Source organism: Pseudomonas sp. DE0010 (assembly GCF_007680745.1).
GTDB lineage: Bacteria > Pseudomonadota > Gammaproteobacteria > Pseudomonadales > Pseudomonadaceae > Aquipseudomonas > Aquipseudomonas parafulva_B.
Map to the genome: position 1 here is coordinate 43,635 of NZ_VEJQ01000019.1, position 23,675 is coordinate 67,309.

Annotated in this window: 22 protein-coding genes and 2 tRNA genes; 4 read left to right on the forward strand and 20 right to left on the reverse strand. The window is 61.1% G+C overall.

Annotation, left to right across the window (positions count from 1 at the left end):
• Positions 1-22: 22 nt before the first annotated feature.
• From nusA to rlmE, 10 genes are all read right to left on the reverse strand, one after another.
• A complete protein-coding gene (nusA, locus tag FS767_RS15175; RefSeq protein WP_023533184.1) occupies positions 23-1,504 on the reverse strand; it encodes a transcription termination factor NusA in 1,482 nt (493 codons plus the stop codon).
• A 59-nt stretch (positions 1,505-1,563) separates the two neighbouring features.
• A complete protein-coding gene (gene rimP, locus FS767_RS15180; RefSeq protein ID WP_023533134.1) occupies positions 1,564-2,022 on the reverse strand; it encodes a ribosome maturation factor RimP in 459 nt (152 codons plus the stop codon).
• A 129-nt stretch (positions 2,023-2,151) separates the two neighbouring features.
• Positions 2,152-2,228 (reverse strand) — tRNA-Met (locus FS767_RS15185).
• A gap of 100 nt (positions 2,229-2,328) precedes the next feature.
• Positions 2,329-2,414 (reverse strand) — tRNA-Leu (locus FS767_RS15190).
• Between the two features lie 19 nt (positions 2,415-2,433).
• The gene (secG, locus tag FS767_RS15195) at positions 2,434-2,832 is read right to left on the reverse strand and encodes a preprotein translocase subunit SecG (protein WP_058604759.1); all 399 of its coding nucleotides are present in this window, start codon (positions 2,830-2,832) and stop codon (positions 2,434-2,436) included.
• Between the two features lie 4 nt (positions 2,833-2,836).
• Positions 2,837-3,592 carry a triose-phosphate isomerase gene (gene tpiA, locus FS767_RS15200; protein WP_144966598.1) on the reverse strand — a complete coding sequence of 252 codons (756 nt, stop codon included), beginning with the start codon at positions 3,590-3,592 and terminating at the stop codon, positions 2,837-2,839.
• Positions 3,593-3,657: 65 nt separating this feature from the next.
• Positions 3,658-4,998: a phosphoglucosamine mutase gene (gene glmM, locus FS767_RS15205; protein ID WP_144966600.1), complete on the reverse strand. Its 1,341-nt coding sequence runs from the start codon at positions 4,996-4,998 to the stop codon at positions 3,658-3,660.
• Positions 4,999-5,014: 16 nt separating this feature from the next.
• Complete coding sequence (gene folP / locus FS767_RS15210; RefSeq protein ID WP_144966602.1) at positions 5,015-5,866, reverse strand: dihydropteroate synthase; 852 nt, start codon at positions 5,864-5,866, stop codon at positions 5,015-5,017.
• Between the two features lie 8 nt (positions 5,867-5,874).
• Entirely contained in the window at positions 5,875-7,779 is a 1,905-nt protein-coding gene (gene ftsH, locus FS767_RS15215) for an ATP-dependent zinc metalloprotease FtsH (RefSeq protein WP_144966604.1), read from the reverse strand.
• Positions 7,780-7,982: 203 nt separating this feature from the next.
• The gene (gene rlmE / locus FS767_RS15220; protein WP_027915415.1) at positions 7,983-8,609 is read right to left on the reverse strand and encodes a 23S rRNA (uridine(2552)-2'-O)-methyltransferase RlmE; all 627 of its coding nucleotides are present in this window, start codon (positions 8,607-8,609) and stop codon (positions 7,983-7,985) included.
• A 102-nt stretch (positions 8,610-8,711) separates the two neighbouring features.
• On the opposite strand from rlmE, the gene yhbY reads away from it, so the two are divergent.
• Entirely contained in the window at positions 8,712-9,020 is a 309-nt protein-coding gene (gene yhbY / locus FS767_RS15225) for a ribosome assembly RNA-binding protein YhbY (RefSeq protein WP_023533185.1), read from the forward strand.
• Between the two features lie 12 nt (positions 9,021-9,032).
• Here the strand turns inward: yhbY and FS767_RS15230 are convergent, their stop codons facing one another.
• The 8 genes from FS767_RS15230 to grpE form a co-directional block, all read right to left on the reverse strand.
• The gene (locus FS767_RS15230; RefSeq protein ID WP_080671990.1) at positions 9,033-9,482 is read right to left on the reverse strand and encodes an MFS transporter; all 450 of its coding nucleotides are present in this window, start codon (positions 9,480-9,482) and stop codon (positions 9,033-9,035) included.
• A complete protein-coding gene (greA, locus tag FS767_RS15235) occupies positions 9,460-9,942 on the reverse strand; it encodes a transcription elongation factor GreA (protein WP_173645884.1) in 483 nt (160 codons plus the stop codon). The genes FS767_RS15230 and greA overlap by 23 nt, the downstream gene beginning before the upstream one ends.
• The gene (gene carB / locus FS767_RS15240; RefSeq protein WP_144966606.1) at positions 9,939-13,160 is read right to left on the reverse strand and encodes a carbamoyl-phosphate synthase large subunit; all 3,222 of its coding nucleotides are present in this window, start codon (positions 13,158-13,160) and stop codon (positions 9,939-9,941) included. The genes greA and carB overlap by 4 nt, the downstream gene beginning before the upstream one ends.
• A gap of 105 nt (positions 13,161-13,265) precedes the next feature.
• A complete protein-coding gene (gene carA, locus FS767_RS15245) occupies positions 13,266-14,402 on the reverse strand; it encodes a glutamine-hydrolyzing carbamoyl-phosphate synthase small subunit (RefSeq protein ID WP_144966608.1) in 1,137 nt (378 codons plus the stop codon).
• Between the two features lie 299 nt (positions 14,403-14,701).
• The gene (dapB, locus tag FS767_RS15250; protein WP_058604766.1) at positions 14,702-15,505 is read right to left on the reverse strand and encodes a 4-hydroxy-tetrahydrodipicolinate reductase; all 804 of its coding nucleotides are present in this window, start codon (positions 15,503-15,505) and stop codon (positions 14,702-14,704) included.
• Positions 15,506-15,518: 13 nt separating this feature from the next.
• Positions 15,519-16,643, reverse strand: a complete 1,125-nt coding sequence (gene dnaJ / locus FS767_RS15255; protein ID WP_023533145.1) for a molecular chaperone DnaJ — start codon at positions 16,641-16,643, stop codon at positions 15,519-15,521.
• A 191-nt stretch (positions 16,644-16,834) separates the two neighbouring features.
• Complete coding sequence (gene dnaK, locus FS767_RS15260; RefSeq protein WP_058604768.1) at positions 16,835-18,760, reverse strand: molecular chaperone DnaK; 1,926 nt, start codon at positions 18,758-18,760, stop codon at positions 16,835-16,837.
• 101 nt (positions 18,761-18,861) lie between these two features.
• Positions 18,862-19,419, reverse strand: a complete 558-nt coding sequence (gene grpE, locus FS767_RS15265) for a nucleotide exchange factor GrpE (protein ID WP_027915422.1) — start codon at positions 19,417-19,419, stop codon at positions 18,862-18,864.
• Positions 19,420-19,612: 193 nt separating this feature from the next.
• Between grpE and recN the strand changes: the two genes are divergently transcribed.
• The gene (gene recN / locus FS767_RS15270) at positions 19,613-21,286 is read left to right on the forward strand and encodes a DNA repair protein RecN (protein ID WP_144966610.1); all 1,674 of its coding nucleotides are present in this window, start codon (positions 19,613-19,615) and stop codon (positions 21,284-21,286) included.
• 101 nt (positions 21,287-21,387) lie between these two features.
• On the opposite strand, the gene fur is transcribed toward recN, so the two are convergent.
• Positions 21,388-21,792, reverse strand: a complete 405-nt coding sequence (gene fur, locus FS767_RS15275; protein ID WP_023533128.1) for a ferric iron uptake transcriptional regulator — start codon at positions 21,790-21,792, stop codon at positions 21,388-21,390.
• 97 nt (positions 21,793-21,889) lie between these two features.
• On the opposite strand from fur, the gene FS767_RS15280 reads away from it, so the two are divergent.
• Positions 21,890-22,417, forward strand: coding sequence for an outer membrane protein assembly factor BamE (locus FS767_RS15280; RefSeq protein ID WP_023533140.1), 528 nt, complete (start codon positions 21,890-21,892; stop codon positions 22,415-22,417).
• 122 nt (positions 22,418-22,539) lie between these two features.
• On the opposite strand, the gene FS767_RS15285 is transcribed toward FS767_RS15280, so the two are convergent.
• Positions 22,540-22,980 carry a type II toxin-antitoxin system RatA family toxin gene (locus FS767_RS15285; protein ID WP_023533169.1) on the reverse strand — a complete coding sequence of 147 codons (441 nt, stop codon included), beginning with the start codon at positions 22,978-22,980 and terminating at the stop codon, positions 22,540-22,542.
• Between the two features lie 163 nt (positions 22,981-23,143).
• Here FS767_RS15285 and smpB point away from each other — a divergent pair, with 163 nt between their 5' ends.
• The gene (gene smpB / locus FS767_RS15290) at positions 23,144-23,626 is read left to right on the forward strand and encodes an SsrA-binding protein SmpB (RefSeq protein ID WP_023533119.1); all 483 of its coding nucleotides are present in this window, start codon (positions 23,144-23,146) and stop codon (positions 23,624-23,626) included.
• Positions 23,627-23,675 lie beyond the last annotated feature (49 nt).

Below are 23,675 nucleotides of genomic sequence, written 5' to 3' on the forward strand. Positions count from 1 at the left end.
TCTCTCCTCAGGCCGCGCCTAATTACTCGAACCAGTGGGCTCGGGCGGCCATGATCAACTTGCCGGCACGCTCTTCGTCGATGCCGTCGATGTCGAGCAGGTCGTCGATCGACTGCTCGGCCAGGTCTTCGCGGTTAACCACGCCGCGCACCGCCAGTTCCGCCGCCAGGTCCTTGTCCATGCCCTCAAGGGAGAGCAGGTCTTCGGCCGGATGGGCGTCTGCCAGTTTTTCTTCGGTAGCGATGGCCTTGGTCAACAAACGGTCCTTGGCTCGAGCGCGGAGCTCATTGACGATATCTTCGTCAAAGCCATCGATGTTGAGCATTTCTTCCAACGGTACGTAGGCAATTTCTTCAAGGCTGGTGAAGCCTTCGTCGACCAGCACTTGGGCCAGCTCCTCGTCGACTTCCAGTTCATCGATGAAATTGCGCAGGATGTCGCCAGTTTCGGCTTGCTGCTTGGCCTGGATGTCCTTCTCGGTCATCACGTTCAGGGTCCAGCCAGTCAACTGACTGGCCAGGCGAACGTTCTGACCGCCACGGCCAATGGCTTGGGCCAGGTTGTCTTCGGCGACGGCGATGTCCATGGCATGGGCATCTTCATCAACGATGATCGCCGCGACTTCAGCCGGCGACATGGCGTTGATGACGAACTGCGCCGGGTTATCGTCCCAGAGAACGATATCCACACGCTCACCACCCAACTCTCCGGATACGGCCTGGACGCGCGACCCACGCATGCCGATGCAGGCGCCTTGCGGGTCGATGCGCTTGTCCTTGGAGCGGACGGCGATCTTGGCTCGCGAACCCGGATCACGGGAGGCGGCCATGACTTCGATGAGGCCTTCAGCGATTTCCGGCACTTCGATGCGGAAAAGCTCGATCAGCATCTGCGGCGCGGTGCGCGACAGGATCAGCTGAGGACCACGGTTTTCGGTGCGAATTTCCTTGAGCAGTGCACGCAGGCGCACACCAACACGGAAAGTTTCGCGGGCAATGATGTCTTCGCGGGCCAGCAACGCCTCGGCGTTGTTGCCCAGGTCGACGATGACGTTGTCGCGGGTGACCTTCTTGACGGTGCCGGAGATGATTTCGCCCACACGCTCACGGTAGGCATCGACCACCTGCGCACGCTCGGCCTCACGGACCTTCTGCACGATGACCTGCTTGGCGGTCTGCGCGGCGATACGGCCGAACTCGATGGACTCGATCTTTTCTTCGATCACGTCGCCAATCTTGGCTTCGGGATGCGTGTCCTTGATCTTGTCCAGCCAGGTTTCGATGGCCGGATCATCGAGGTCGGCTTCATCGACCACGGTCCAACGACGGAAGGTCTCGTAGCTACCGGTGTGGCGGTTGATTTCCACACGCAGGTCGACTTCGTCTTCAAAACGTTTTTTGGTTGCGGTGGCCAGGGCCACCTCCAGCGCTTCGAAAATGACGCCGGGCGGTACACCTTTTTCGTTGGATACCGATTCAACAACCAGCAGTACTTCTTTGCTCATCGTACGCCTCGCCTTGCGCAAGCCATTGGGCCCGGATAATCCGTCGGACCCGGCACGTCTCAGTCAAAACTGGGAATAATATTGGCCTTGTCGATCGAATCGATCGGCAGTAGGAACTCCTGGTCGTCCACCTGGACCACCACATCCTGCTCCTCCACACCGCGGAGAAGGCCCTGGAAGTTACGACGACCCTCGAAGGGTGAGCGCAGCTTGATCTTCACTTGTTCGCCGGCATGCGAGGCAAACTGTTCCAGTGTGAACAGTGGGCGATCCATGCCTGGAGAAGACACCTCGAGGGTGTACTCGCTGCTGATCGGATCCTCGACATCCAGGATGGCGCTGGCTTGACGGCTGACAGCTTCGCAGTCGTCCACCAGAATGCCGCCTTCCTTGTCGATGTAGATACGCAATACCGAATGCTTGCCCTGGGAAACGAATTCGATCCCCCAGCATTGATAGCCCAGACCCTCGACAACCGGGGCCAACAAGGCCTGCAACTGTTCTAGCTTGCTCGACACCTGAACCCCCTCGTGCATGCTGTGCAAATAAAAAATGGGCGAAGCGCCCATCCCTGAAAGCGCCGTTGGACAACGACGCCTGAACTGTTCGGTTAGCAAAAAGCCCCTGAAAAGGGGCTTCGCTGAAGCTGGTTGCGGGGGCTGGATTTGAACCAACGACCTTCGGGTTATGAGCCCGACGAGCTACCAAGCTGCTCCACCCCGCGACAAAGCTGGGGCGAAAGTATAAGACCGAACCCACTTGAGGGTCAAATCCAAACCTTCACCTGCAAGAAAGCCCGCCAAGGCGGGCTCTCAAGCTTTAAATGGTACCGAGAAGGGGACTCGAACCCCTACACCCTATGGGCACAACCACCTCAAGGTTGCGTGTCTACCAATTCCACCACCTCGGCAATACTACTTTGAAACCCGTTACTTCTGCTCTTCTGCCGGAGGAGGTACATCACTCGAATTAGGAGTGGCTTCGCTCTTCTGTTCTTGGAGCACCGGTACATCATCATTGATGGCCGGTTTTGGCTGCTCTTTCACTTCTAGCACTGCTGGATCTGGAAGACCTGCTTGGCTAAGCTGGTGAGCTTGTTGCTTCGCGAAGTATCCTAACCCAAGTGCTGTCAAAAAGAAAGTGGCAGCGAGTATTGCAGTGAATTTACTTAGGAAGGTGGCAGAGCCCTGACTTCCGAAGACGGTATTGGAAGCACCCGCACCAAAAGATGCACCGGCTTCCGCCCCCTTACCCTGTTGCAACAGTACCAGCACTACCAGCGACAGCGCTGCCAACAGATGAAAAACAACGATGACTGTTTCCAGCATTTGTTCAGTTTCCTGCGGCGCGACAAATTGCACCGAATTCGTCTGCGTTCAGGGAAGCCCCACCAATGAGGCCCCCATCGATATCCGGCATGCCGAACAGTTCGGCCGCATTGGCCGCCTTCACGCTGCCGCCGTAGAGCAACTGCACCTTCGCAGCCACTTCAGCATCTTCCGCCGCGAGCTGGCTGCGGATGGCGGCGTGCACATCCTGGGCCTGCTGAGGCGTGGCCGTTAGGCCGGTGCCGATGGCCCATACAGGCTCATAGGCAATTACCGCATTGGCAAACACACTAACACCGAAGGCTTCGATGATACTGTTCAGTTGACGCCCAACAACTTCGAGCGTTTTGCCTGCCTCGCGCTCTTCAAGGGTTTCCCCGATACAGAGTACTGGCTTCAAACCTTTGGCCTGAGCCGCTGCAAACTTGCGATTCAACACTTCGTCATCTTCGCCGATTACCTGGCGACGCTCCGAATGGCCAATCAACACCAACTTGCAACCTGCTTCAGCCAGCTGTTCCGGAGCAACTTCACCGGTCAGCGCGCCCTGTTCGGGCAATACTGCAGAATTCTGTGCGCCGACGATGATACCCTTGCCATCGAGCTCAGCAACCACCTGGTTGATGAACAAAGTTGGCGGAAATACCGCGACTTCCACTCCGCTCGGCAGGGCAAGATTACGCAAGCCCTCGGTCAGCTCAGCGACGCTGGCGCGGGTACCGTGCATCTTCCAGTTACCAGCAACCATAGGGCGACGCATGCTTTACCTCGTCGGTCAAAGTGGGCGCAGATCTTACCCAACCAGATTCGCGCTGGCAAGCGGCTTCAGGCACAAACTTCTGCAACGCGCTTTGCCAGTGCTTCGGCGTGCAGACGCACCTGGTGTTCATCCTCACCTTCGACCATGACGCGCAACAGCGGCTCGGTCCCGGATTTACGCAGCAATACCCGCCCACGGCCTGCCAGGGCCTCTGTGACCTGCGCGCTGGCTTGCTTGACGTCCGGATGCTCGAGCGGGTCCACGTCGCTTGCAGCGAAGCGTACATTGATCAGCACTTGCGGGCATTTGCGCAATGCCTGGCGCGCCTGGGCCAGGGTCTCGCCACGGCGCTTGAGCGCCATCAGCACCTGCAGCGCGGCGATGATCGCATCACCGGTGGTGGTGTAGTTGCAGCACACCACATGACCGGAATTTTCCCCGCCTACCAGCCACTCGCGCTCGAGCAGCTCGGCCATGACGTAGCGGTCACCGACCTTGGCACGCACGAACGGAATATCCAGGTCCTTGAGCGCCAGCTCCAGCCCCAGGTTGCTCATGAGCGTACCCACCACGCCGCCTTGCAGCTTGCCGCGGTCATGCAGGTCGCGCGCGATGATGAACAGCAGCTCGTCACCGTCGACGATCGCGCCGGTGTGATCGACCATCAACACACGGTCGCCATCACCGTCGAAGGCGATGCCCAGGTCCGCATGCCCGACCAGCACGGCGGCCTGCAGCGATTCGATGTGGGTCGAACCACAGCCTTCGTTGATGTTCAGGCCATCTGGCTGGGCGTGCAGCACAGTGACATCGGCCCCCAGCTCACGGAACACGCTGGGCGCGACCTTGTACGTGGCGCCATGGGCGCAGTCGACCACCAGCTTGAGGCCGGCGAAGCTGGTGCTGCTGGGCACACTGCTCTTGCAGAACTCGATGTAGCGGCCGGCTGCGTCGTTGATGCGCGAGACCTTGCCCAGCTTGCTCGATTCCACAACGGTCATGGGCTGGTCGAGCAGCTCCTCGATCATCAGCTCCACTTCGTCCGGCAGCTTGGTGCCCTGCCCCGAGAAGAACTTGATGCCATTGTCATCGTGCGGGTTGTGCGAGGCACTGATGACGATACCGGCTTCGGCATGGAAGGTACGGGTCAGGTAGGCAATGGCAGGCGTGGGCATCGGGCCCAGCAGCATCACATCGGCCCCGGCGGCTGAAAGGCCAGCTTCGAGCGCAGATTCGAACATGTAGCCGGAGATCCGCGTGTCCTTGCCTACCAGCACGCGGCAATGGCCTTGCTTGCGAAACGCCATGCCGGCTGCCCAACCGAGCTTGAGCATGAACTCCGGGGTGATCGGGTATTCGCCGACGCGGCCACGAATGCCGTCGGTACCAAAATATTTTCTGCTCATAGGGACTCCAATGTTCTTAGTCGGCGTGCTGAACGGCCGCGATCATGCGAACGACGTCAACGGTTTGTGCCACGTCATGCACGCGCAGGATACTTGCACCCTTGGTCATGGCCAGCGCCGCCAGCGCCAGGCTGCCATAAAGACGCTCACCGACAGGACGCTCTAGCGTCAGGCCGATCATGCTTTTGCGGGAAACGCCCACCAGAAGCGGACGCCCCAGGCGTTGCAGCGCTTCGAGGTGTTTGAACAGGCTGAGGTTGTGGGCCAGGGTCTTGGCGAAACCGAAGCCTGGATCGAGCACGATGCGGTCGGCCTCTATGCCGGCGTCTGCACAGGCCATCATGCGGTGCTGAAGGTAGCGCGCCACGTCCTCGGTGACATCGTCATAATGCGGGTCGTCCTGCATGGTGCCGGGCTCGCCGCGCATGTGCATCAGGCACACTGGCAGCCCGGTGGCAGCTGCGGCATCCAGCGCACCATCGCGCTCGAGGGCGCGCACATCGTTGATCAGGCCAGCGCCCAGGCGGGCGGCTTCGCGCATGACGGCAGGCGTGGACGTATCGACCGACACCACGACATCAAGATGACGGTGGATGGCTTCGACCATCGGCGCCACGCGCTCCAGCTCTTCGATGACCGAAACGGGCCGCGCACCCGGGCGGGTGGACTCCCCGCCCACATCGATCAGCGTGGCACCGGCGGCCACCATCGCTTCGGCGTGGCGCAAGGCCTCGTCGCGCTGACTGAAGCGGCCGCCGTCGGAAAAGGAATCGGGCGTGACATTGAGGATACCCATGACATGGGTACGCGACAAATCAAGAACCCGATTGCCGCAAGGCAATCGGGTCGGGTGCTGCACTGAGCTCATAGATGCCCTTAGTGTTGAGCCGCTGGACCACCGATTGGCGATTCCGGGCGATCACCCTGGGCAGCCGGTGTACCGGAAGCCGAATCATCATCCCAATCGCGAGGTTCGCGAGGCGTACGGCCCGCCATGATATCGTCGATCTGCTCGGCGTCGATGGTTTCGTACTTCATCAAGGCCTCGGCCATCGCATCGAGCTTGTCGCGGTTTTCGGTCAACAGCTGCTTGGCGGTCGCGTAGCACTGGTCGATGATGCTGCGCACTTCGGAGTCGATCAGCTTGGCCGTCTCACCGGAGACACTGGTCTGCTGGCCACCTGCGCTACGACCCAGGAACACTTCGCCATCTTCCTCGGCATACATCAGCGGGCCCAGCTTCTCGGACAAGCCCCACTTGGTGACCATGTTCCGCGCAATCTGGCTGGCACGCATGATGTCGTTGGAAGCGCCGGTGGTGACGCCATCGAAGCCCAGGGTCATCTCCTCGGCGATACGACCGCCGTACAGGGAGCAGATCTGGCTGATCAGCGCACGCTTGGACAGGCTGTAGCGATCTTCTTCGGGCAGGAACATGGTCACACCCAGTGCACGACCCCGCGGGATGATCGACACCTTGTAGACCGGATCGTGCTCGGGCACCAGGCGACCTACGATCGCATGGCCGGCCTCGTGGTAGGCGGTGTTCTGTTTTTCCTTCTCGGACATGACCATGGTTTTGCGCTCGGCGCCCATCATGATCTTGTCCTTGGCCAGCTCGAACTCCTTCATGTCGACCAGGCGCTTGTTGGAGCGGGCGGCAAACAGAGCGGCTTCGTTGACCAGGTTAGCAAGGTCGGCACCGGAGAAGCCAGGCGTACCACGGGCAATGACGGCCGGGTTGACGTTGTCGCCAATCGGCGCCTTGCGCATGTGCACCTTGAGGATCTGCTCACGACCACGGATGTCCGGCAGGCCTACAACAACCTGACGGTCGAAGCGCCCGGGACGCAGCAGCGCGGGGTCGAGCACGTCAGGGCGGTTGGTCGCGGCAATGACGATGATGCCATCGTTCATCTCGAAGCCGTCCATCTCTACCAGCAACTGGTTTAGGGTCTGCTCACGCTCGTCGTGGCCCCCGCCCATGCCAGCACCACGGTGACGGCCGACGGCGTCGATCTCGTCGATGAAGATGATGCACGGGGCGTGCTTCTTGGCCTGTTCGAACATGTCGCGCACACGGCTGGCACCGACACCGACGAACATTTCCACGAAGTCCGAACCGGAAATGGTGAAGAACGGCACCTTGGCCTCACCTGCAATGGCCTTGGCCAGCAAGGTCTTACCGGTACCGGGAGGGCCCACCATCAGCACACCGCGAGGAATGCGGCCACCCAGGCGCTGGAACTTGCCCGGGTCGCGCAGGAACTCGACCAGCTCGCCTACTTCTTCCTTGGCCTCGTCGCAGCCGGCGACGTCAGCCAGGGTGGTCTTGACCTGGTCTTCGGAGAGCAGGCGCGCCTTGCTCTTGCCAAAGCTCATGGGGCCACCCTTGCCGCCCGCCCCGCCTTGCATCTGGCGCATGAAGAACATGAACACGGCGATGATGACCAGGATCGGGAAGCTGGCGACCAGCAACTGGGTCCAGATGCTCTGTTGCTCGGGCTGCTTGCCTTCGACGGTCACGTGGTTGTCCACCAAGTCGCCGATCAGGCCATTGTCGGTAATCGCCGGGCGCACGGTCTTGAAGCTGTCGCCGTCGGAGCGCTTGCCGGTGATGATGTAACCGTCGACGGTCACTCGCTCGACCTTGCCATCCTTGACCTGCTGGATGAAGTCGGAGTAATTGAGGGTCTGCGGCTCGCTAGGGCTGGAGAAGTTGTTCATCACCGTCACCAGGACAGCTGCGATGATCAACCACAGGATCAGATTCTTTGCCATGTCGTTCAATTCGCTACCCTCTGAGGCCGGCGCACGACGCAGCCGTGCCTCGCATGATATTCATCGCCCTAACTTACTACATTGCCCACGCAACCGCAGGCACCGTCTGTAACCCTTTGTGAAATCCAGACTACACGAAGTTCGGACGATCCTGACGCCGCTGCCGATTGGAATTAACTATCGGCCGCTGCGCTTAGTACCGTTCACGCGCCTTTGAACCCCTTGCCAAGCAGGTACTGCTCGCGGGAGCGGTCCCGCGATGAAGACGGTTTGCGCATCTGTACCTTGTCGAACTTGGTGCGCACATCCTTGAGGTACACATCGAAACCTTCACCCTGGAAGATCTTGATCAAAAAATCACCGCCGGGCCGCAGCACGCGGGTTGCCAAATCCAGGGCCAGCTCGCAAAGGAACATGGCTCGCGGTATATCGACCGCGGGCGTACCACTCATATTGGGGGCCATGTCCGAAATCACAAGGTCTACGTGTGAATCGCCGACGGCTTCGAGAATTTGCCGCAGCACCTCGTCCTGGGTGAAGTCCCCCTGGATGAAGGTGACATCGGGGATGGAGTCCATCTCCAGGATGTCCGAGGCGATCAGTCGACCCTGACCGCCAATCAGACGACTGGTCACCTGGGACCAGCCGCCCGGCGCTGCACCCAGGTCGATGACACTCATGCCAGGACGGATCAGACGGTCCTTCTCCTGGATCTCAAGCAGCTTGTAGCTTGCCCGCGAGCGGTAGCCGTCCTTCTGCGCCTGTTTGACGAAAGGGTCGTTGAAATGCTCTCGCAGCCAGTTTGCGCTGCTTTTGGAACGTTGTACCACGGGGCACCTCGATGATATGCGTGGTGATTGACTGGGCGGAGCCGGTGGCCCTCGGGTAAAATGCCGGTCAATTTTACAGAATCAGACGGAAAGGGTCAGATTATGCCGCTCAATAACGAGCAGAAGAAGCAATACAAGTCCATTGGTCATGACCTCAAGCCGGTCCTGATCGTTGCTGGCAACGGTTTGAATGAAGGCGTCGTCGCCGAATTGGAACGCGCATTGGCCGACCACGAGCTGATCAAGGTCGAAATTCGCTCCGAAGACCGCGAAGAGCGTGCCGAAACCATTGCCGCACTGTGCAAGGCCGGCCGCGCCGAGCTGGTGCAGACCATCGGCAAGAAGGCGCTGATCTACCGCAAGAACCCTCAGCCGAACAAGCAGCTGTCCAACGTCCACCGTTACAAGTAACGGTGGTGCCGCTCAGTGGCGCGCGTGACGCGCCCTGAGTGGGACGGGCTGGGCCACCAGCACGATGCCGGAGAAGCCCAGCACCAGGAAACAGAACATCTGCCAGCGCTCGCCTACGGAGATCCCGTAACGCAAGGTGTAGTAGCCGATGCAGGCCCCAAGGCCCAGCAACAGCATCTGGCCACGGAACTGGCGCCACCAGGCAGCCAGGCCTTCCACCCTTGCCAATACCGCCAGCTGAGTGATCAGTCCGAGCAGTGCCACGCCGATCAACCAACGGTCGATCTGCCCGGCAATGTCCTGCACCAGCAATGGCGCAAGGCCACTGACTTTCAAGGCAGGCACCAACCCCACGTGGAACACCCACAGGCCACCGACCCAGAATACCTGGGCCAGTTGCCAGAGGATCCCCTCAAGGGAAGGCGCCCGCAGGCGCCGGTCAGATGTGCTTGACTTCGACAATCTCGTACTCGACCGTACCGTTTGGCGTCTTGACGACAACGGTGTCACCCTCTTCCTTGCCGATGATGGCGCGAGCGATCGGCGCACTGCTGGACAGCTTGCCTTTCTTAACGTCGGCTTCGTCCTCGCCAACGATCTGATAGGTGACCTGATCACCCGTCTCGGTGTTTTCCAGATCGACGGTTGTGCCGAAGATGACCTTGCCCGTATGGGCAATGGTGGTCACGTCGATCACGACCGAGTTCTGCAAACGGCCTTCGATGTCGCGGATACGTGCCTCGACCATGCCCTGCTCTTCGCGGGCGGCATGGTATTCGGCGTTCTCCTTCAAGTCGCCCAGCTCACGCGCTTCACCAATGGCTTGGCTCAGGCGCGGGCGCTCGGTCTTGCTCAGGAAAAGCAGTTCTTCTTCCAGGGCGCGAGCGCCCTGAACGGTCATCGGGTATTTGGTCATGCTCATGCTTTGAGTCCTGCGTGCAGATCCTGCAGGCGGCGAACGGTTTTTTCCGGACCGAATTTCAGCGCCTCGCAGATGGCTTCACCGGCCGCAATGGTCGTGGTGCAGTAGATCTTGTGCTGCAGCGCATTGCGGCGAATCGAGTAGGAATCGGCGATCGACTGACGGCCTTCGGTGGTGTTGATGATCAGCGACACTTCGTCGTTCTTGATCATGTCGACCACGTGAGGACGGCCTTCGGTCACCTTGTTCACGCGGCGCACCTTCAGGCCCGCCGCCTCGATGACCTTGGCGGTACCTGCGGTTGCCACCACTTCGAAGCCCAGGGCGATCAGGTCGCGGGCGACTCCGGCCACTTGCGGCTTGTCGTCGTCACGCACGCTGATGAACGCGGTACCACCGGTCGGCAGCACTTCGCTGGCACCCATCTGGGCCTTGGCGAAGGCTTCACCGAAGCTGTCACCGACACCCATCACTTCACCGGTCGATTTCATCTCAGGGCCGAGGATCGGGTCAACCCCTGGGAACTTGGCGAATGGGAAGACGGCTTCCTTCACGCTGTAGAAGTTCGGGATGATTTCCTGAGTGAAGCCCAGTTCCTTCAGGGTTTTGCCTGCCATGACACGAGCGGCGATCATGGCCAGCGACGTGCCGATGCACTTGGACACGAACGGTACGGTACGTGAGGCGCGCGGGTTGACTTCGATCACGTAGATCTTGTCGCCCTGCAGGGCCAGCTGCACGTTCATCAGGCCAACCACGCCCAGCTCCAGGGCCATTTTCTTGACCTGCACGCGCACTTCGTCCTGCACTTCCTTGCTCAGCGAGTAAGGTGGCAGCGAGCATGCCGAGTCACCGGAGTGAACGCCAGCCTGCTCGATGTGCTGCATGATCGCGCCGATGACCACATCGGTACCGTCGCAGACCGCATCCACGTCCATCTCGATGGCGCAGTTGAGGAAGTGGTCCAGCAGCACCGGGCTGTCGTTGGACACCTGCACGGCTTCGCGCAGGTAGCGCTTGAGCTCGTCCAGTTCGTAGACGATCTCCATGGCGCGACCACCCAGGACGTAGGACGGACGCACGACCAGCGGGTAACCGATGGTGCCGGCGGCGCTTATGGCCTCTTCTTCGCTGCGCACGGTGGCATTTGGCGGCTGCAGCAGGTTCAGGCGCTGCACCATCTGCTGGAAGCGCTCACGGTCTTCGGCACGGTCGATGGCGTCGGGGCTGGTGCCGATGATCGGCACGCCGGCTTCTTCCAGGGCGCGGGCAAGCTTGAGCGGGGTCTGGCCGCCGTAGTGCACGATCACGCCCTTGGGCTTCTCGACGCGGCAGACTTCCAGCACGTCTTCCAGGGTCAGCGGCTCGAAGTACAGGCGGTCGGAAGTGTCATAGTCGGTAGACACGGTTTCCGGGTTGCAGTTGACCATGATGGTTTCGTAACCGTCGTCACGCAGCGCCAAGGCGGCGTGCACGCAGCAGTAGTCGAACTCGATGCCCTGGCCAATGCGGTTAGGACCACCGCCGAGGATCATGATCTTGTCGCGGCTCGACGGATTCGCCTCGCACTCTTGCTCGTAGGTGGAATAGAGGTAGGCGGTATCGGTGGCGAACTCGGCGGCGCAGGTGTCGACGCGCTTGTACACCGGGAACACTTCCAGCTTGTGGCGGTGACGGCGCAGGGTCTTGTCGGTGATGCCCAGCAGCTTGGCCAGACGCTGGTCCGAGAAGCCCTTGCGCTTGAGGCGCAGCATGCAGTCCTTGTCGATCGCGGTGAGGGCCAGGGTCTTGACCTTCTCCTCTTCCTTGATCAGGTCTTCCATCTGCACCAGGAACCACATGTCGATACCGGTCAGGTCGAAGATCTGCTCACAGGTCATGCCCGAACGCATGGCGTCGGCCACGTACCAGATGCGCTCGGCGCCCGGCACGGTCAGCTCGCGCTTGAGGATGCTGGCAGCCTCGGGGCTGGCCAGGTCTACTTTCGGGTCGAGGCCGCAGGCGCCGACTTCCAGGCCGCGCAGGGCTTTCTGCAAGGATTCCTGGAAGGTACGGCCGATGGCCATGACTTCACCGACAGACTTCATCTGGGTCGTCAGACGAGCGTCGGCCTTCGGGAATTTCTCGAAGGCAAAGCGTGGCAACTTGGTCACCACGTAGTCGATCGACGGCTCGAAGGAAGCCGGCGTGCGGCCACCGGTGATGTCGTTCTGCAGCTCGTCCAGGGTGTAGCCGATGGCCAGCTTGGCGGCGATCTTGGCGATCGGGAAGCCGGTGGCTTTCGAAGCCAATGCCGAGGAGCGCGACACCCGCGGGTTCATCTCGATGACGACCATGCGACCGGTGTTCGGGCAAATGCCGAACTGCACGTTGGAACCGCCGGTCTCGACGCCGATTTCACGCAGCACCGCCAGGGAGGCGTTGCGCATGATCTGGTATTCCTTGTCGGTCAGGGTCTGCGCCGGGGCGACGGTGATGGAGTCGCCGGTGTGCACGCCCATCGGGTCGAAGTTCTCGATGGAGCAGACGATGATGCAGTTGTCCTTCTTGTCGCGGACCACCTCCATCTCGTATTCCTTCCAACCGATCAGCGATTCGTCGATCAGCAGTTCCTTGGTCGGCGACAGGTCCAGGCCACGGGTGCAGATTTCTTCGAATTCTTCGCGGTTGTAGGCGATGCCGCCGCCAGTGCCGCCCATGGTGAACGACGGACGGATGATGCAAGGGAAGCCAAGCTTCTCGAGCACCGCGTTGGCCTCTTCCATGCTGTGGGCGATACCGGAGCGCGGGCACTCCAGGCCGATGTCCTTCATGGCCTTGTCAAAGCGCGAACGGTCTTCGGCCTTGTCGATGGTATCGGCATTGGCGCCGATCATTTCCACGCCGAACTTTTCCAGAACGCCGTGGCGCTCCAGGTCCAGGGCGCAGTTCAGGGCAGTCTGGCCACCCATGGTCGGCAGGACGGCGTCAGGGCGCTCTTTCTCGATGATCTTGGCCACCGACTGCCATTTGATCGGCTCGATGTAGGTGGCGTCGGCCATGGCCGGGTCGGTCATGATGGTGGCTGGGTTGGAGTTCACCAGGATGACGCGGAACCCCTCCTCGCGCAGGGCTTTGCAAGCCTGGGCGCCGGAGTAGTCGAATTCGCAGGCCTGGCCGATCACGATCGGGCCAGCGCCGAGAATCAGGATGCTTTTGATGTCTGTACGTTTTGGCATGGTTGTCACTCAAATCCGGGGTCAGTCGGCAAGCCGCGTTGAACAATCTGGGTCAGGCGCATCCGGGCATGGTGCATGCCAGCCCGGGGCCTTGAAGCAGGAGACTCAGCGGCGCTTGGCCATGGCATCGGTGAAACGATCGAACAGTGGCGCGACGTCGGTCGGGCCTGGGCTCGCTTCAGGGTGGCCCTGGAAGCTGAACGCGCTCTTGTCGGTGCGCTCGATACCCTGCAGGGTGCCGTCGAACAGCGACTTGTGAATGGCGCGCACGTTGCCAGGCAAGGTCGCTTCGTCCACCGCAAAGCCGTGGTTCTGGCTGGTGATCATGACCACACCGGTATCGAGATCCTGAACCGGGTGGTTGGCACCGTGGTGGCCGTGGCCCATCTTCACGGTCTTGGCGCCGGAGGCCAGGGCCAGCAGCTGGTGACCCAGGCAGATGCCGAAGACCGGGATGTCGGTTTCCAGGATTTCCTTGATCGCCTGGATGGCGTAGTCACAGGGCTCGGGGTCGCCCGGGCCGTTGGACAGGAACACGCCGTCCGGGTTGAGGGCCAGCACTTCGCTGGCGGGCGTCTGGGCCGGCACTACGGTGACGCGGCAGCCGCGGGCGACCAGCATGCGCAGGATGTTCAGCTTGACGCCGTAGTCGAACGCCACCACGTGATAAGGCAGGTCGGCAGCTTCGCGGGTGGGGTGGCTGTCGGTCTTGAGTTCCCACACGCTGGAACGCCATTCGTAGCGCTCCTTGGTGGAAACCACCTTGGCCAGGTCCATGCCCTTGAGGCCTGGGAAGCCGCGCGCAGCGGCGATCGCGGCTTCTTCGCTGATGTCGTCACCGGCCAGGATGCAGCCGTTCTGAGCGCCCTTTTCACGCAGGATTCGAGTCAGGCGACGGGTGTCGATGCCCGCAATGGCCACCACGTTGTTGGCCTTGAGGTACTCGGGCAGCGACTGGGTGTTACGCCAGTTGCTGGCCAGCAGCGGCAGATCGCGAATGACCAGGCCGGCCGACCAGACGCGGTTGGATTCAGCGTCTTCTGGCGTGGTGCCGGTGTTGCCGATGTGCGGGTAGGTCAGGGTAACGATTTGCTGCGCGTAGGAAGGGTCTGTAAGGATTTCCTGGTAGCCGGTCATAGCGGTGTTGAATACCACTTCACCAACGGTCTGGCCGTCGGCACCGATTGCCTCACCGCGGAAAATACTGCCGTCGGCAAGGGCGAGTATGGCTGGCTTTGTCAAGAAGACCTCCCGAAAATCAAGCATGAAAGGGCGATCGCAGGTTGCAAAAAAGCGGAGTGACGTATGGACACGTCACCCCGCTTTTATGTGCTGAATTCAATTCGCTGCGCGCTTTTAGTGGACACACTAAAGCTGTAGCTTACAGAAAAGTGCGTTTTCGGTCTACCGCATATGTGCCTCTTAAACACATGAATGCGACAGACCGCTACCAGAGCCACGTGCTAGAGGTGAGCCCCGCCGCCCAGACACGCATGGGTGCGTATCATCGGCGGCAGGTTGCTCTGGCCTGGGCCGATGGCTCAGTGCAGCTCGAGCACATCCTGCATGTCGTACAGGCCAGGCTCGCGCCCGTCCAGCCACAAGGCCGCTCGCACGGCACCCTTGGCGAACGTCATGCGGCTGGAGGCCTTGTGGGTGATCTCCAGGCGCTCGCCTTCGGCAGCGAACAGCACCGTGTGATCACCGACCACGTCACCGGCGCGCACCGTGGCAAAGCCAATGGTCTTGCGATCACGTGCACCGGTCTGCCCTTCGCGGCCATACACCGCCACTTCCTGCAGGTCGCGCCCCAGCGCATTGGCCACCACTTCGCCCATGCGCAGCGCGGTGCCCGAAGGCGCATCGACTTTATGGCGGTGGTGCGCCTCGATGATCTCGATATCGACGTCGTCGCCTAGCACACGCGCCGCGATGTCCAGCAGCTTGAGGCTGAGGTTGACCCCTACACTGAAGTTGGCCGCGAACACGATCGGAATGTCCTTGCCCGCTTCGGCCAGCAGGTGCTTTTCTTCCACGGTGAACCCGGTGGTGCCGATGACCATGGCCTTGCCATGCTTGCGGCAGAACGCCAGGTTCTTCAGGGTGACCGATGGATGGGTGAAATCGATCAGCACGTCGAAGTCATCGGCAACCTTGACCAGGTCGTCGGACAGCAGCACGCCAATGCGCCCCAGGGCCGCCAACTCGCCTGCGTCCGCCCCCACCAGCGTGCTGTCCGGGCGGTCGATGGCAGCCGTCAGGCCGGCACCTGCGGTTTGCTGCACGGCTTCGACGAGGGTCTTACCCATTCGCCCTGCCGCGCCCATCACTGCAATACGTCGCATAGCCTTTTCCTTGTCAGAGATCGCCGAAGAAGCGCTTCACGCCATCGAACCAGCCACTGGCCTTGGGCGAATGGGAGCTGTCGCCCTCAAGCGAATCACGCAGCTCTTCGAGCAGTTCGCGCTGACGACGGCTGAGGTTGACCGGCGTTTCCACCGCCACGCGGCACAGCAGATCGCCCGCACCACCACCGCGCACAGGCGCCACGCCCTTGCCACGCAGGCGGAACTGCTTACCGGTCTGGGTGCCTTCGGGGATGCGCAGCTTGACCCGACCATCGAGGGTTGGCACTTCGAGTTCGCCACCCAGCGCAGCGTCGGTGAAGCTGATCGGCACTTCGCAGTACAGGTGCTTGCCATCACGCTGGAAGATCTCGTGCTCACGCACGTTGATCACCACGTACAGGTCGCCGGTCGGCCCACCGTGCGCGCCGGCTTCACCCTCGCCCGACAGGCGAATGCGATCACCGGTGTCGACACCTGCTGGCACCTTGACCGACAGGGTCTTGTATTCCTCGACCCGGCCTTCGCCATGGCAGGCGCCGCAAGGGTCGGTGATGATCTTGCCCTGGCCATGGCAGCGCGGGCAGGTCTGCTGCACCGAGAAGAAGCCCTGCTGCATGCGTACCTGGCCGATACCACCGCAGGTGGGGCAGGTCGACGGGGTGGAGCCTTTCTTCGCACCGCTGCCATCGCACGGCTGGCAGTTCACCAGCGTAGGCACGCGAATGCTGACCGTGGTGCCACGCACGGCCTCTTCCAGGTTCAGCTCCAGGGTGTAGCGCAGGTCGCTGCCGCGCTGAGCGCCGCCACGTCCGCCACCCCGGCCACCGCCGAAGAAATCGCTGAACACATCACCGAAGATGTCGGAGAAGTTGGCGCCCCCGAAACCGGCCCCGCCGCCACCCATGCTCGGGTCGACGCCGGCATGGCCATACTGGTCGAACGCCGCGCGCTTGCTGGCATCCGACAGGACCTCGTAGGCCTCGTTGGCTTCCTTGAATTTGTCTTCGGACTCTTTGTCACCCGGGTTGCGGTCGGGGTGGTACTTCATCGCCAACCGGCGATAGGCCTTCTTGAGGTCAGCATCCGTGGCGCCGCGCTCGACACCCAGGACCTCATAATAATCACGCTTGGACATAGGTCATTTGCACCTTGTTGGGCGTCCGGCATCTGCGCCGCGCCGTCAGCACCTGCTCCCCATGAGGGGCTGACAAATGCTGCAAAAATTCTCGAATTCCAGATACGTCAACGCGGGAGCAAGCCCCCGCGCGGCGACATCCTACCAGTTCACCGCCAAACGGCGGTGCACTGGCCGACAACTTGCAGGAATTACTGCTTGTTGTTGTCTTTCACTTCTTCGAACTCGGCGTCCACCACGTCATCGTGCTTGGCTTCCGGCTCGGCCTGCTGCGCGCCGCCCTGAGGCTGTTCGGCCGATTGCTCGGCATACATTTTCTGGGCAACCGGTGCAGAGACCTTGGACAGCTCTTCGACTTTGGCGTCGATGGCAGCCTTGTCGTCGCCTTTGACGGCGGCTTCCAGGGCAACCACGGCCGCTTCGATGGCAGTCTTTTCTTCAGCGGTGACCTTGTCACCCGCGTCAGCGACCATCTTGCGGGTCGAGTGAACCAGTGCATCGCCCTGGTTACGGGCAGCGGCCAGTTCTTCGAACTTGCGGTCTTCCTCGGCATTGGCCTCGGCGTCGCGCACCATGCGCTCGATTTCGTCGTCCGACAGGCCGGAGTTGGCCTTGATGACGATGGACTGCGACTTGCCAGTGGCCTTGTCTTTGGCGCTGACGTGCAGGATGCCGTTGGCGTCGATGTCGAAGGTCACTTCGATCTGCGGCACGCCACGTGGCGCTGGCGGAATGTCAGCCAGGTCGAACTTGCCCAGCGACTTGTTCTGAGCCGCCTGCTTGCGCTCGCCTTGCAGCACGTGAATGGTCACGGCGCCCTGGTTGTCGTCGGCAGTCGAGAACACCTGCGACTTCTTGGTCGGGATGGTGGTGTTCTTCTCGATCAACGAGGTCATCACGCCGCCCATGGTTTCGATACCCAGGGTCAGCGGGCTGACGTCCAGCAGCAGAACGTCCTTCACGTCACCGGCCAATACTGCGCCCTGGATGGCAGCACCCATGGCAACGGCTTCGTCCGGGTTCACGTCCTTGCGCGCTTCCTTGCCGAAGAAGTCGGCAACGGCTTTCTGGACCATCGGCATACGGGTCTGACCGCCGACCAGGATCACGTCGTCGATCTTGCTGGCGTCGATACCGGCGTCCTTGAGCGCAATGCGGCAAGGCTCGATGGTGCGGCTGACCAGGTCTTCGACCAGCGATTCCAGCTTGGCGCGGGAAATCTTCACGTTCAGGTGCTTCGGACCGGTTGCATCTGCAGTGATGTACGGCAGGTTGACGTCGGTCGACTGAGCCGAAGACAGCTCGATCTTGGCCTTTTCAGCAGCTTCCTTCAGGCGCTGCAGGGCAAGCGGATCGTTCTTCAGGTCCATGCCGGACTCTTTCTTGAACTCGTCGACGAGGTAGTCGATCAGGCGCATGTCGAAGTCTTCGCCACCCAGGAAGGTGTCGCCGTTGGTGGCCAGTACTTCGAACTGGTGCTCACCGTCGACTTCGGCAATTTCGATGACCGAGACGTCGAAGGTACCACCACCCAGGTCATAGACGATCACGGTGTGGTCGCCCTTGGCCTTGTCCATGCCGTAGGCCAGTGCAGCGGCGGTCGGCTCGTTGATGATGCGCTTGACGTCCAGACCGGCGATGCGACCGGCGTCCTTGGTGGCCTGACGCTGGCTGTCGTTGAAGTAGGCCGGTACGGTGATGACCGCTTCGGTCACAGGCTCGCCGAGGTAGTCTTCGGCGGTCTTCTTCATTTTCTTCAGAACTTCGGCGCTGATCTGCGGTGGCGCCATGTCCTTGCCGCTGGCCTGGACCCAGGCGTCGCCGTTGCTGGCCTTGACGATCTTGTAAGGCACCAGCTTGATGTCTTTCTGCACGACGTCTTCTTCGAAGCGGCGGCCGATCAGGCGCTTGACTGCGAACAGGGTGTTGTGCGGGTTGGTCACGGCCTGGCGCTTGGCCGACTGGCCGACCAGGATTTCGCCGTCGTTGGCGTATGCCACGATCGATGGGGTGGTACGCGCACCCTCGACGTTCTCGATGACCTTGACGTTACCGTTTTCCAGCACGGAGACGCACGAGTTGGTGGTCCCCAGGTCGATACCGATGATCTTGCCCATGTTAACTCTCCCGAAACTTGAATGAGGTAGCAGCGGCTAGTGCGGCCAACTGCGGTAATACTTGAAGGCTTGACACCTAGATGGGGATGCCCGAAAGGATTTCAAGCCTTTTCATCGATAGAAGGTTGCGCTGCGCTCGGCGCCTTGCTGACCACCACCATGGCGGGGCGCAGCAGGCGGCCATTGAGCAGGTAGCCCTTCTGGAACACGTTCAGCACGCTGTTGGGTTCGACCTCGGCGTTTTCCTGCATGGCCATGGCCTGGTGGTGCTCAGGGTTGAACGGCTGGCCATGCGGATCGATGGCTTCGAGGTTGTAGCGCTTGAGGGTGTCCTGGAACATCTTCAGGGTCAGCTCGACGCCTTCGCGGATCTGCTTGACGTGTTCGTCCTGGGCGCTGGAGTGAGCCAGGGCCAGTTCCAGGCTGTCGATCACAGGCAGCAGGTCGGTGGAGAACTTCTCCAAGGCGAACTTGTGCGCCTTTTCCACATCCTGCTCGGCACGCCGGCGAATGTTCTGCAGTTCGGCCACGGTACGCAGTGACTGGTCCTTGGCCGCGGCCAGCTGTTCTTCGAGTTCCAGCACGCGGGCATCAGCTGCGTTGTCGGCACCGGTTTGCTCGACGTTGAGGTCTTTCTCGTTCAGCTGCTCATCAGCCATGGGATATCTCCTGCGCAATTTGGTGGACTGCGAGCCAGGCTCGCCGGTGATGTGGCGTATATGGGGCCGGAAAATACAGCTTCAAGGGGCAGCCTGGTTTTTACGCCTTGAAGCGTTTGCACCAAAAGGGCATTGGCAGGCTGGAAAAAACTACTGTATAAATAACCAGACATGACTTTCTGGAGTCGCCCTCATGCTGGTGCACCTGTCCATCCACAACTACGCCATCGTCGAACACCTCGACCTGGAAATCGCCCGCGGCATGTCCGTGATCACGGGCGAGACAGGTGCGGGCAAGTCGATCATGCTCGATGCCCTGGGCCTGGCCCTGGGCGACCGCGCCGACAGCGGCGTGGTACGCCCCGGTACCGACAAGGCCGACATCCTCGCCACGTTCGACCTGGTCGACATCCCCGAGGCCCACACTTGGCTCGCCGAACGCGACCTGGCCAGCGATGGGCTGTGCATCCTGCGGCGTGTCATCACTGCCGAAGGCCGCAGCCGTGGCTATATCAACGGTACGCCCTGCCCCCTCGGTGACCTCAAGGCCCTGGGCGAGCTGCTGATCGACATCCACAGCCAGCACGAGCACCAGTCCCTGCTCAAGGCCGATACCCACCGGCGCCTACTCGACGAGTACGCCGGGGCCATCGACCTGGCCCGGCAGGTGCAAATGGCGGCCAAGCGCTGGAACCAGACGCGGCTCGAACTGGAGCGCCTGTCCAATTCTGGCGACGAACAGCGTGCCCGCCACCAACTGCTCAGCTATCAGCTCGAAGAGCTGGACAACCTGGGCCTGGGCGAAAACGAGCTGGAGCACCTGGAGCAGGAGCACAAGAACCTCACCAGCGCCGAGGCCCTGTTCGGCATTTGCCGCCAGGTCATCGATCAGTGCAGTGAAAGCGATTCGGGCAATGTGCTTGGCGCGCTCACCTCCAGCCTCAACCGGTTGGGCGCTGCCAGCAACGCCCCCAGGGCCCTGTCGGAAGCGGCCAACCTGATTGCCAGCGCGCAGATTCAGGTGGAAGAAGCCGTGGGCGAACTCAACCGCTTCCTCGACAATTTCGATGCCGACCCCATGCGCCTCCAGGCCCTGGAAGAGCGCCTCGACACTATCTATACCCTGGCGCGCAAACACCGGGTGCACCCCACGGAGCTACCGCACCTGCAGCAGCAGTTGATGGAGGAGCTCGAAGGGCTCAACGCCAGCGATGAATCCCTGGAGCGCCTGGGCGAAGAAATGGCTGCATTCGCTCAGCACTACAAAGAGAAGGCCCGCGAACTGAGCGGGCTGCGTCAGCATGCCGCCAAGCAACTGGCAGAGGCGGTCGAGCAGGAAATCCAGCGCCTGGGCATGCCCGGTGGCCGCTTCTGCATTCAGCTCACGCCCAATGACACAGCCGACCTATCACCCAATGGGCTGGAGCAGATCGAATTGCTGGTCAGCGCCAACCCCGGCCAGCCTCTCAAGGCGCTGTCCAAAGTCGCCTCGGGCGGCGAACTGTCCCGGATCAGCCTGGCGATCCAGGTCATTACGGCACAGACGTCGCGCATCCCTACCCTGGTATTCGACGAAGTGGACGTGGGTATCGGCGGGCCTACGGCGGAAATCGTGGGCCAGCTGTTGCGTCGCCTGGGCGAACGCGGCCAGGTGCTGACCGTCACCCACCTGCCTCAAGTGGCCGCCCAAGGCCATCACCACCTGTTCGTGCACAAGGTCCGCGAGAGCGATACCACGCACACGGCCGTGGCCAGCCTTGGCAAACGCGAGCGGGTCGAAGAAGTGGCGCGCATGCTGGGTGGCATCGACCTGACCAAGGAATCGCTGGCCCATGCGCGCAAGATGGTGGTCAGCGGCAAGGCCTGAGGCACTTCGGCACAGGGCCGGAATAAGGGTCACCACCACCGTTTGCAGAAAAAACAAAGGCGACCCTAGGGTCGCCTTTGCTGTTCAGAACGAAGTAATCGTTACTTCTTCTTACGCACATAAAGGACCAGGTTGTGGTCCACCAGCTCGAAACCGTGCTCTTCGACGATTTCACGCTGACGCTTCTCGATCTCGGCGTCCATGAACTCGATGACTTCACTGGTATCCACGTTGACCATATGGTCGTGGTGACCGCCATCGGCCAGTTCGAACACCGCATGACCGCCGTCGAAGTTGTGGCGAACCACCAGACCCGCTGCTTCGAACTGGGTCAGTACACGGTACACGGTGGCCAGGCCAACATCCTCGCCTGCCTCCATGAGGGCCTTGTACACATCTTCGGCGCTCATGTGACGCTGCTCGGCAGAGTCGAGCATTTGAAGGATCTTGACTCGAGGCAGGGTCACCTTGAGACCGGCTTTGCGCAATTCGCTATTTTCAACCATGGTCAGCTTTCTCGCCGATGCTGCTTCGCAGCTTCTCTTAATACGGGTATGATCGGTGTTTACGTTGTCCAGCCAAGATAGTGGAAGTCGCCCACCGATGCAAAACACCAAGCTCTTGCTAACCAGCCTCACCTTCGTGGGACTGCTCGCACTCGCCGGTTGCTCGTTTCCCGGGGTTTACAAAATCGACATCCAGCAGGGCAATGTCGTCACGCAGGACATGATAGACCAATTGCGTCCGGGAATGACCCGGCGGCAAGTGCGGTTTATCATGGGCAACCCTCTGATTCAGGATACGTTCCACACCAACCGGTGGGACTACCTCTACAGCCTGCAACCTGGTGGCGGTCAGCGCCAACAGGAACGCATGAGCATTTTCTTCAATGAAAGCGACCAGCTGGTAAGCCTGTCTGGCGACTTCATGCCGGGCGTCAGCCGCGACCAGGAAATCCTCGGTGGCAGCGGCGACACCACGGTCAGCCCAGGTGCCAACGGCGAGCAGCCGGCAGCCCAACCGGAAGAAAAACCGGCCAAACCAGGCTCGGTCGAGGAATCCATCCAGCGCGAGATCGACACCATCGAAACCACGCCAGTGCCTACACCGGCACCGCTGGAAACGCGCTAAACGCGGCTGATACGAAAAAAGCCCGGACAGTGTCCGGGCTTTTTCATTGCTGCAAGAGACGCTTCCAATCAAGCGTCACCGCTCCCTGCCACTTGAGTGTGGCCATACCTCGATTGCAACCATTAGGAAGCAGCGTACAACTGCTTGGCGCGCTCGCAGAACGCATCCACCAGGGTATTGGCGGCCTGATTGAACAGCGGCCCCAGCGTGGCGCGTACCAATGAGCCGGCATAGTCGAACGACAAGTCCAGGCTGATCTTGCAGGCCTTCTCACCCAAGGGCTTGAACACCCAGATGCCATGCAGCTGGGAGAACGGTCCTTCCTCCAGGTTCATCTCGATGGATTGCCCCGGCACCAGCACATTACGGGTAACGAAGTGCTGGCTGATACCGCCTTTGGCCACCTCGAGCTTGGCGCGCATGTGGGTTTCGCTGGCTTCGAGCACCGTCGAGTCGGAACACCAGGGCAAGAAGTCCGGGTAGCTGGCCACATCGTTTACCAGGTCGTACAAGGCCTGGGCGGGGTATGGCAGCAGGGCGGAGCGTTGAATATGGGTAGTCATCCAGGCGTCACTTCCAAGGCTGGGTGGCGGTGCTTCGCAGCATTCCGATTACAGGTTCTGTACCTATGACAGTGCAGGTATTGTCCGGTATTCATTCCAGTGGCTCAAGCACGCAGAAATCCCATAGCGGACGACGCGCGGACTTGCCTATAATGCCGTCCCTATGGCTAAGCAAAAAAAACATCCGACCGGGACCATCGCGCAGAACAAGAAAGCGCGACACGATTACTTCATCGAGCACAAGTTCGAGGCCGGGCTGGTCCTGTCCGGCTGGGAAGTAAAAAGCCTGCGAGCCGGCAAGGCGCACCTCGTTGACAGCTATGTGCTGCTCAAGGACGGTGAGGCCTGGCTGTTCGGCAGCCACATCACCCCGCTGACCACCGCCAGCACCCACGTCATCGCAGATCCCATCCGCACCCGCAAGCTGCTGCTCAACAAGCGTGAGCTCGAGCGGCTCGAAGCGGCCGTGGCGCAAAAGGGTTACACCTGCGTGGCATTGGCGCTGTACTGGAGCAAGCACCTGATCAAGTGCGAGATCGCACTGGGTAAGGGCAAGAAGGAATACGACAAGCGCGATACCGTGCGCGAACGCGATTCCAACCGCGAGCTGCAGCGGGCGGTACGCAACAAGGGCAAGGAAGACTAGCGCTTGCACCGCCTAATCGCGCGTGCCCCTTGGCCAGGTACCTGCTCAA

Bases quoted from the DNA above. Each gene is read 5' to 3' on its own strand.
- nusA (WP_023533184.1), bottom strand. From the start codon at position 1,504: ATGAGCAAAGAAGTACTGCTGGTTGTTGAATCGGTATCCAACGAAAAA.
- secG (WP_058604759.1), bottom strand. From the start codon at position 2,832: ATGCTGGAAACAGTCATCGTTGTTTTTCATCTGTTGGCAGCGCTGTCG.
- tpiA (WP_144966598.1), bottom strand. From the start codon at position 3,592: ATGCGTCGCCCTATGGTTGCTGGTAACTGGAAGATGCACGGTACCCGC.
- glmM (WP_144966600.1), bottom strand. From the start codon at position 4,998: ATGAGCAGAAAATATTTTGGTACCGACGGCATTCGTGGCCGCGTCGGC.
- folP (WP_144966602.1), bottom strand. From the start codon at position 5,866: ATGAGCTCAGTGCAGCACCCGACCCGATTGCCTTGCGGCAATCGGGTT.
- ftsH (WP_144966604.1), bottom strand. From the start codon at position 7,779: ATGGCAAAGAATCTGATCCTGTGGTTGATCATCGCAGCTGTCCTGGTG.
- yhbY (WP_023533185.1), top strand. From the start codon at position 8,712: ATGCCGCTCAATAACGAGCAGAAGAAGCAATACAAGTCCATTGGTCAT.
- greA (WP_173645884.1), bottom strand. From the start codon at position 9,942: ATGAGCATGACCAAATACCCGATGACCGTTCAGGGCGCTCGCGCCCTG.
- carB (WP_144966606.1), bottom strand. From the start codon at position 13,160: ATGCCAAAACGTACAGACATCAAAAGCATCCTGATTCTCGGCGCTGGC.
- dapB (WP_058604766.1), bottom strand. From the start codon at position 15,505: ATGCGACGTATTGCAGTGATGGGCGCGGCAGGGCGAATGGGTAAGACC.
- dnaJ (WP_023533145.1), bottom strand. From the start codon at position 16,643: ATGTCCAAGCGTGATTATTATGAGGTCCTGGGTGTCGAGCGCGGCGCC.
- dnaK (WP_058604768.1), bottom strand. From the start codon at position 18,760: ATGGGCAAGATCATCGGTATCGACCTGGGGACCACCAACTCGTGCGTC.
- grpE (WP_027915422.1), bottom strand. From the start codon at position 19,419: ATGGCTGATGAGCAGCTGAACGAGAAAGACCTCAACGTCGAGCAAACC.
- recN (WP_144966610.1), top strand. From the start codon at position 19,613: ATGCTGGTGCACCTGTCCATCCACAACTACGCCATCGTCGAACACCTC.
- fur (WP_023533128.1), bottom strand. From the start codon at position 21,792: ATGGTTGAAAATAGCGAATTGCGCAAAGCCGGTCTCAAGGTGACCCTG.
- FS767_RS15280 (WP_023533140.1), top strand. From the start codon at position 21,890: ATGCAAAACACCAAGCTCTTGCTAACCAGCCTCACCTTCGTGGGACTG.
- FS767_RS15285 (WP_023533169.1), bottom strand. From the start codon at position 22,980: ATGACTACCCATATTCAACGCTCCGCCCTGCTGCCATACCCCGCCCAG.
- smpB (WP_023533119.1), top strand. From the start codon at position 23,144: ATGGCTAAGCAAAAAAAACATCCGACCGGGACCATCGCGCAGAACAAG.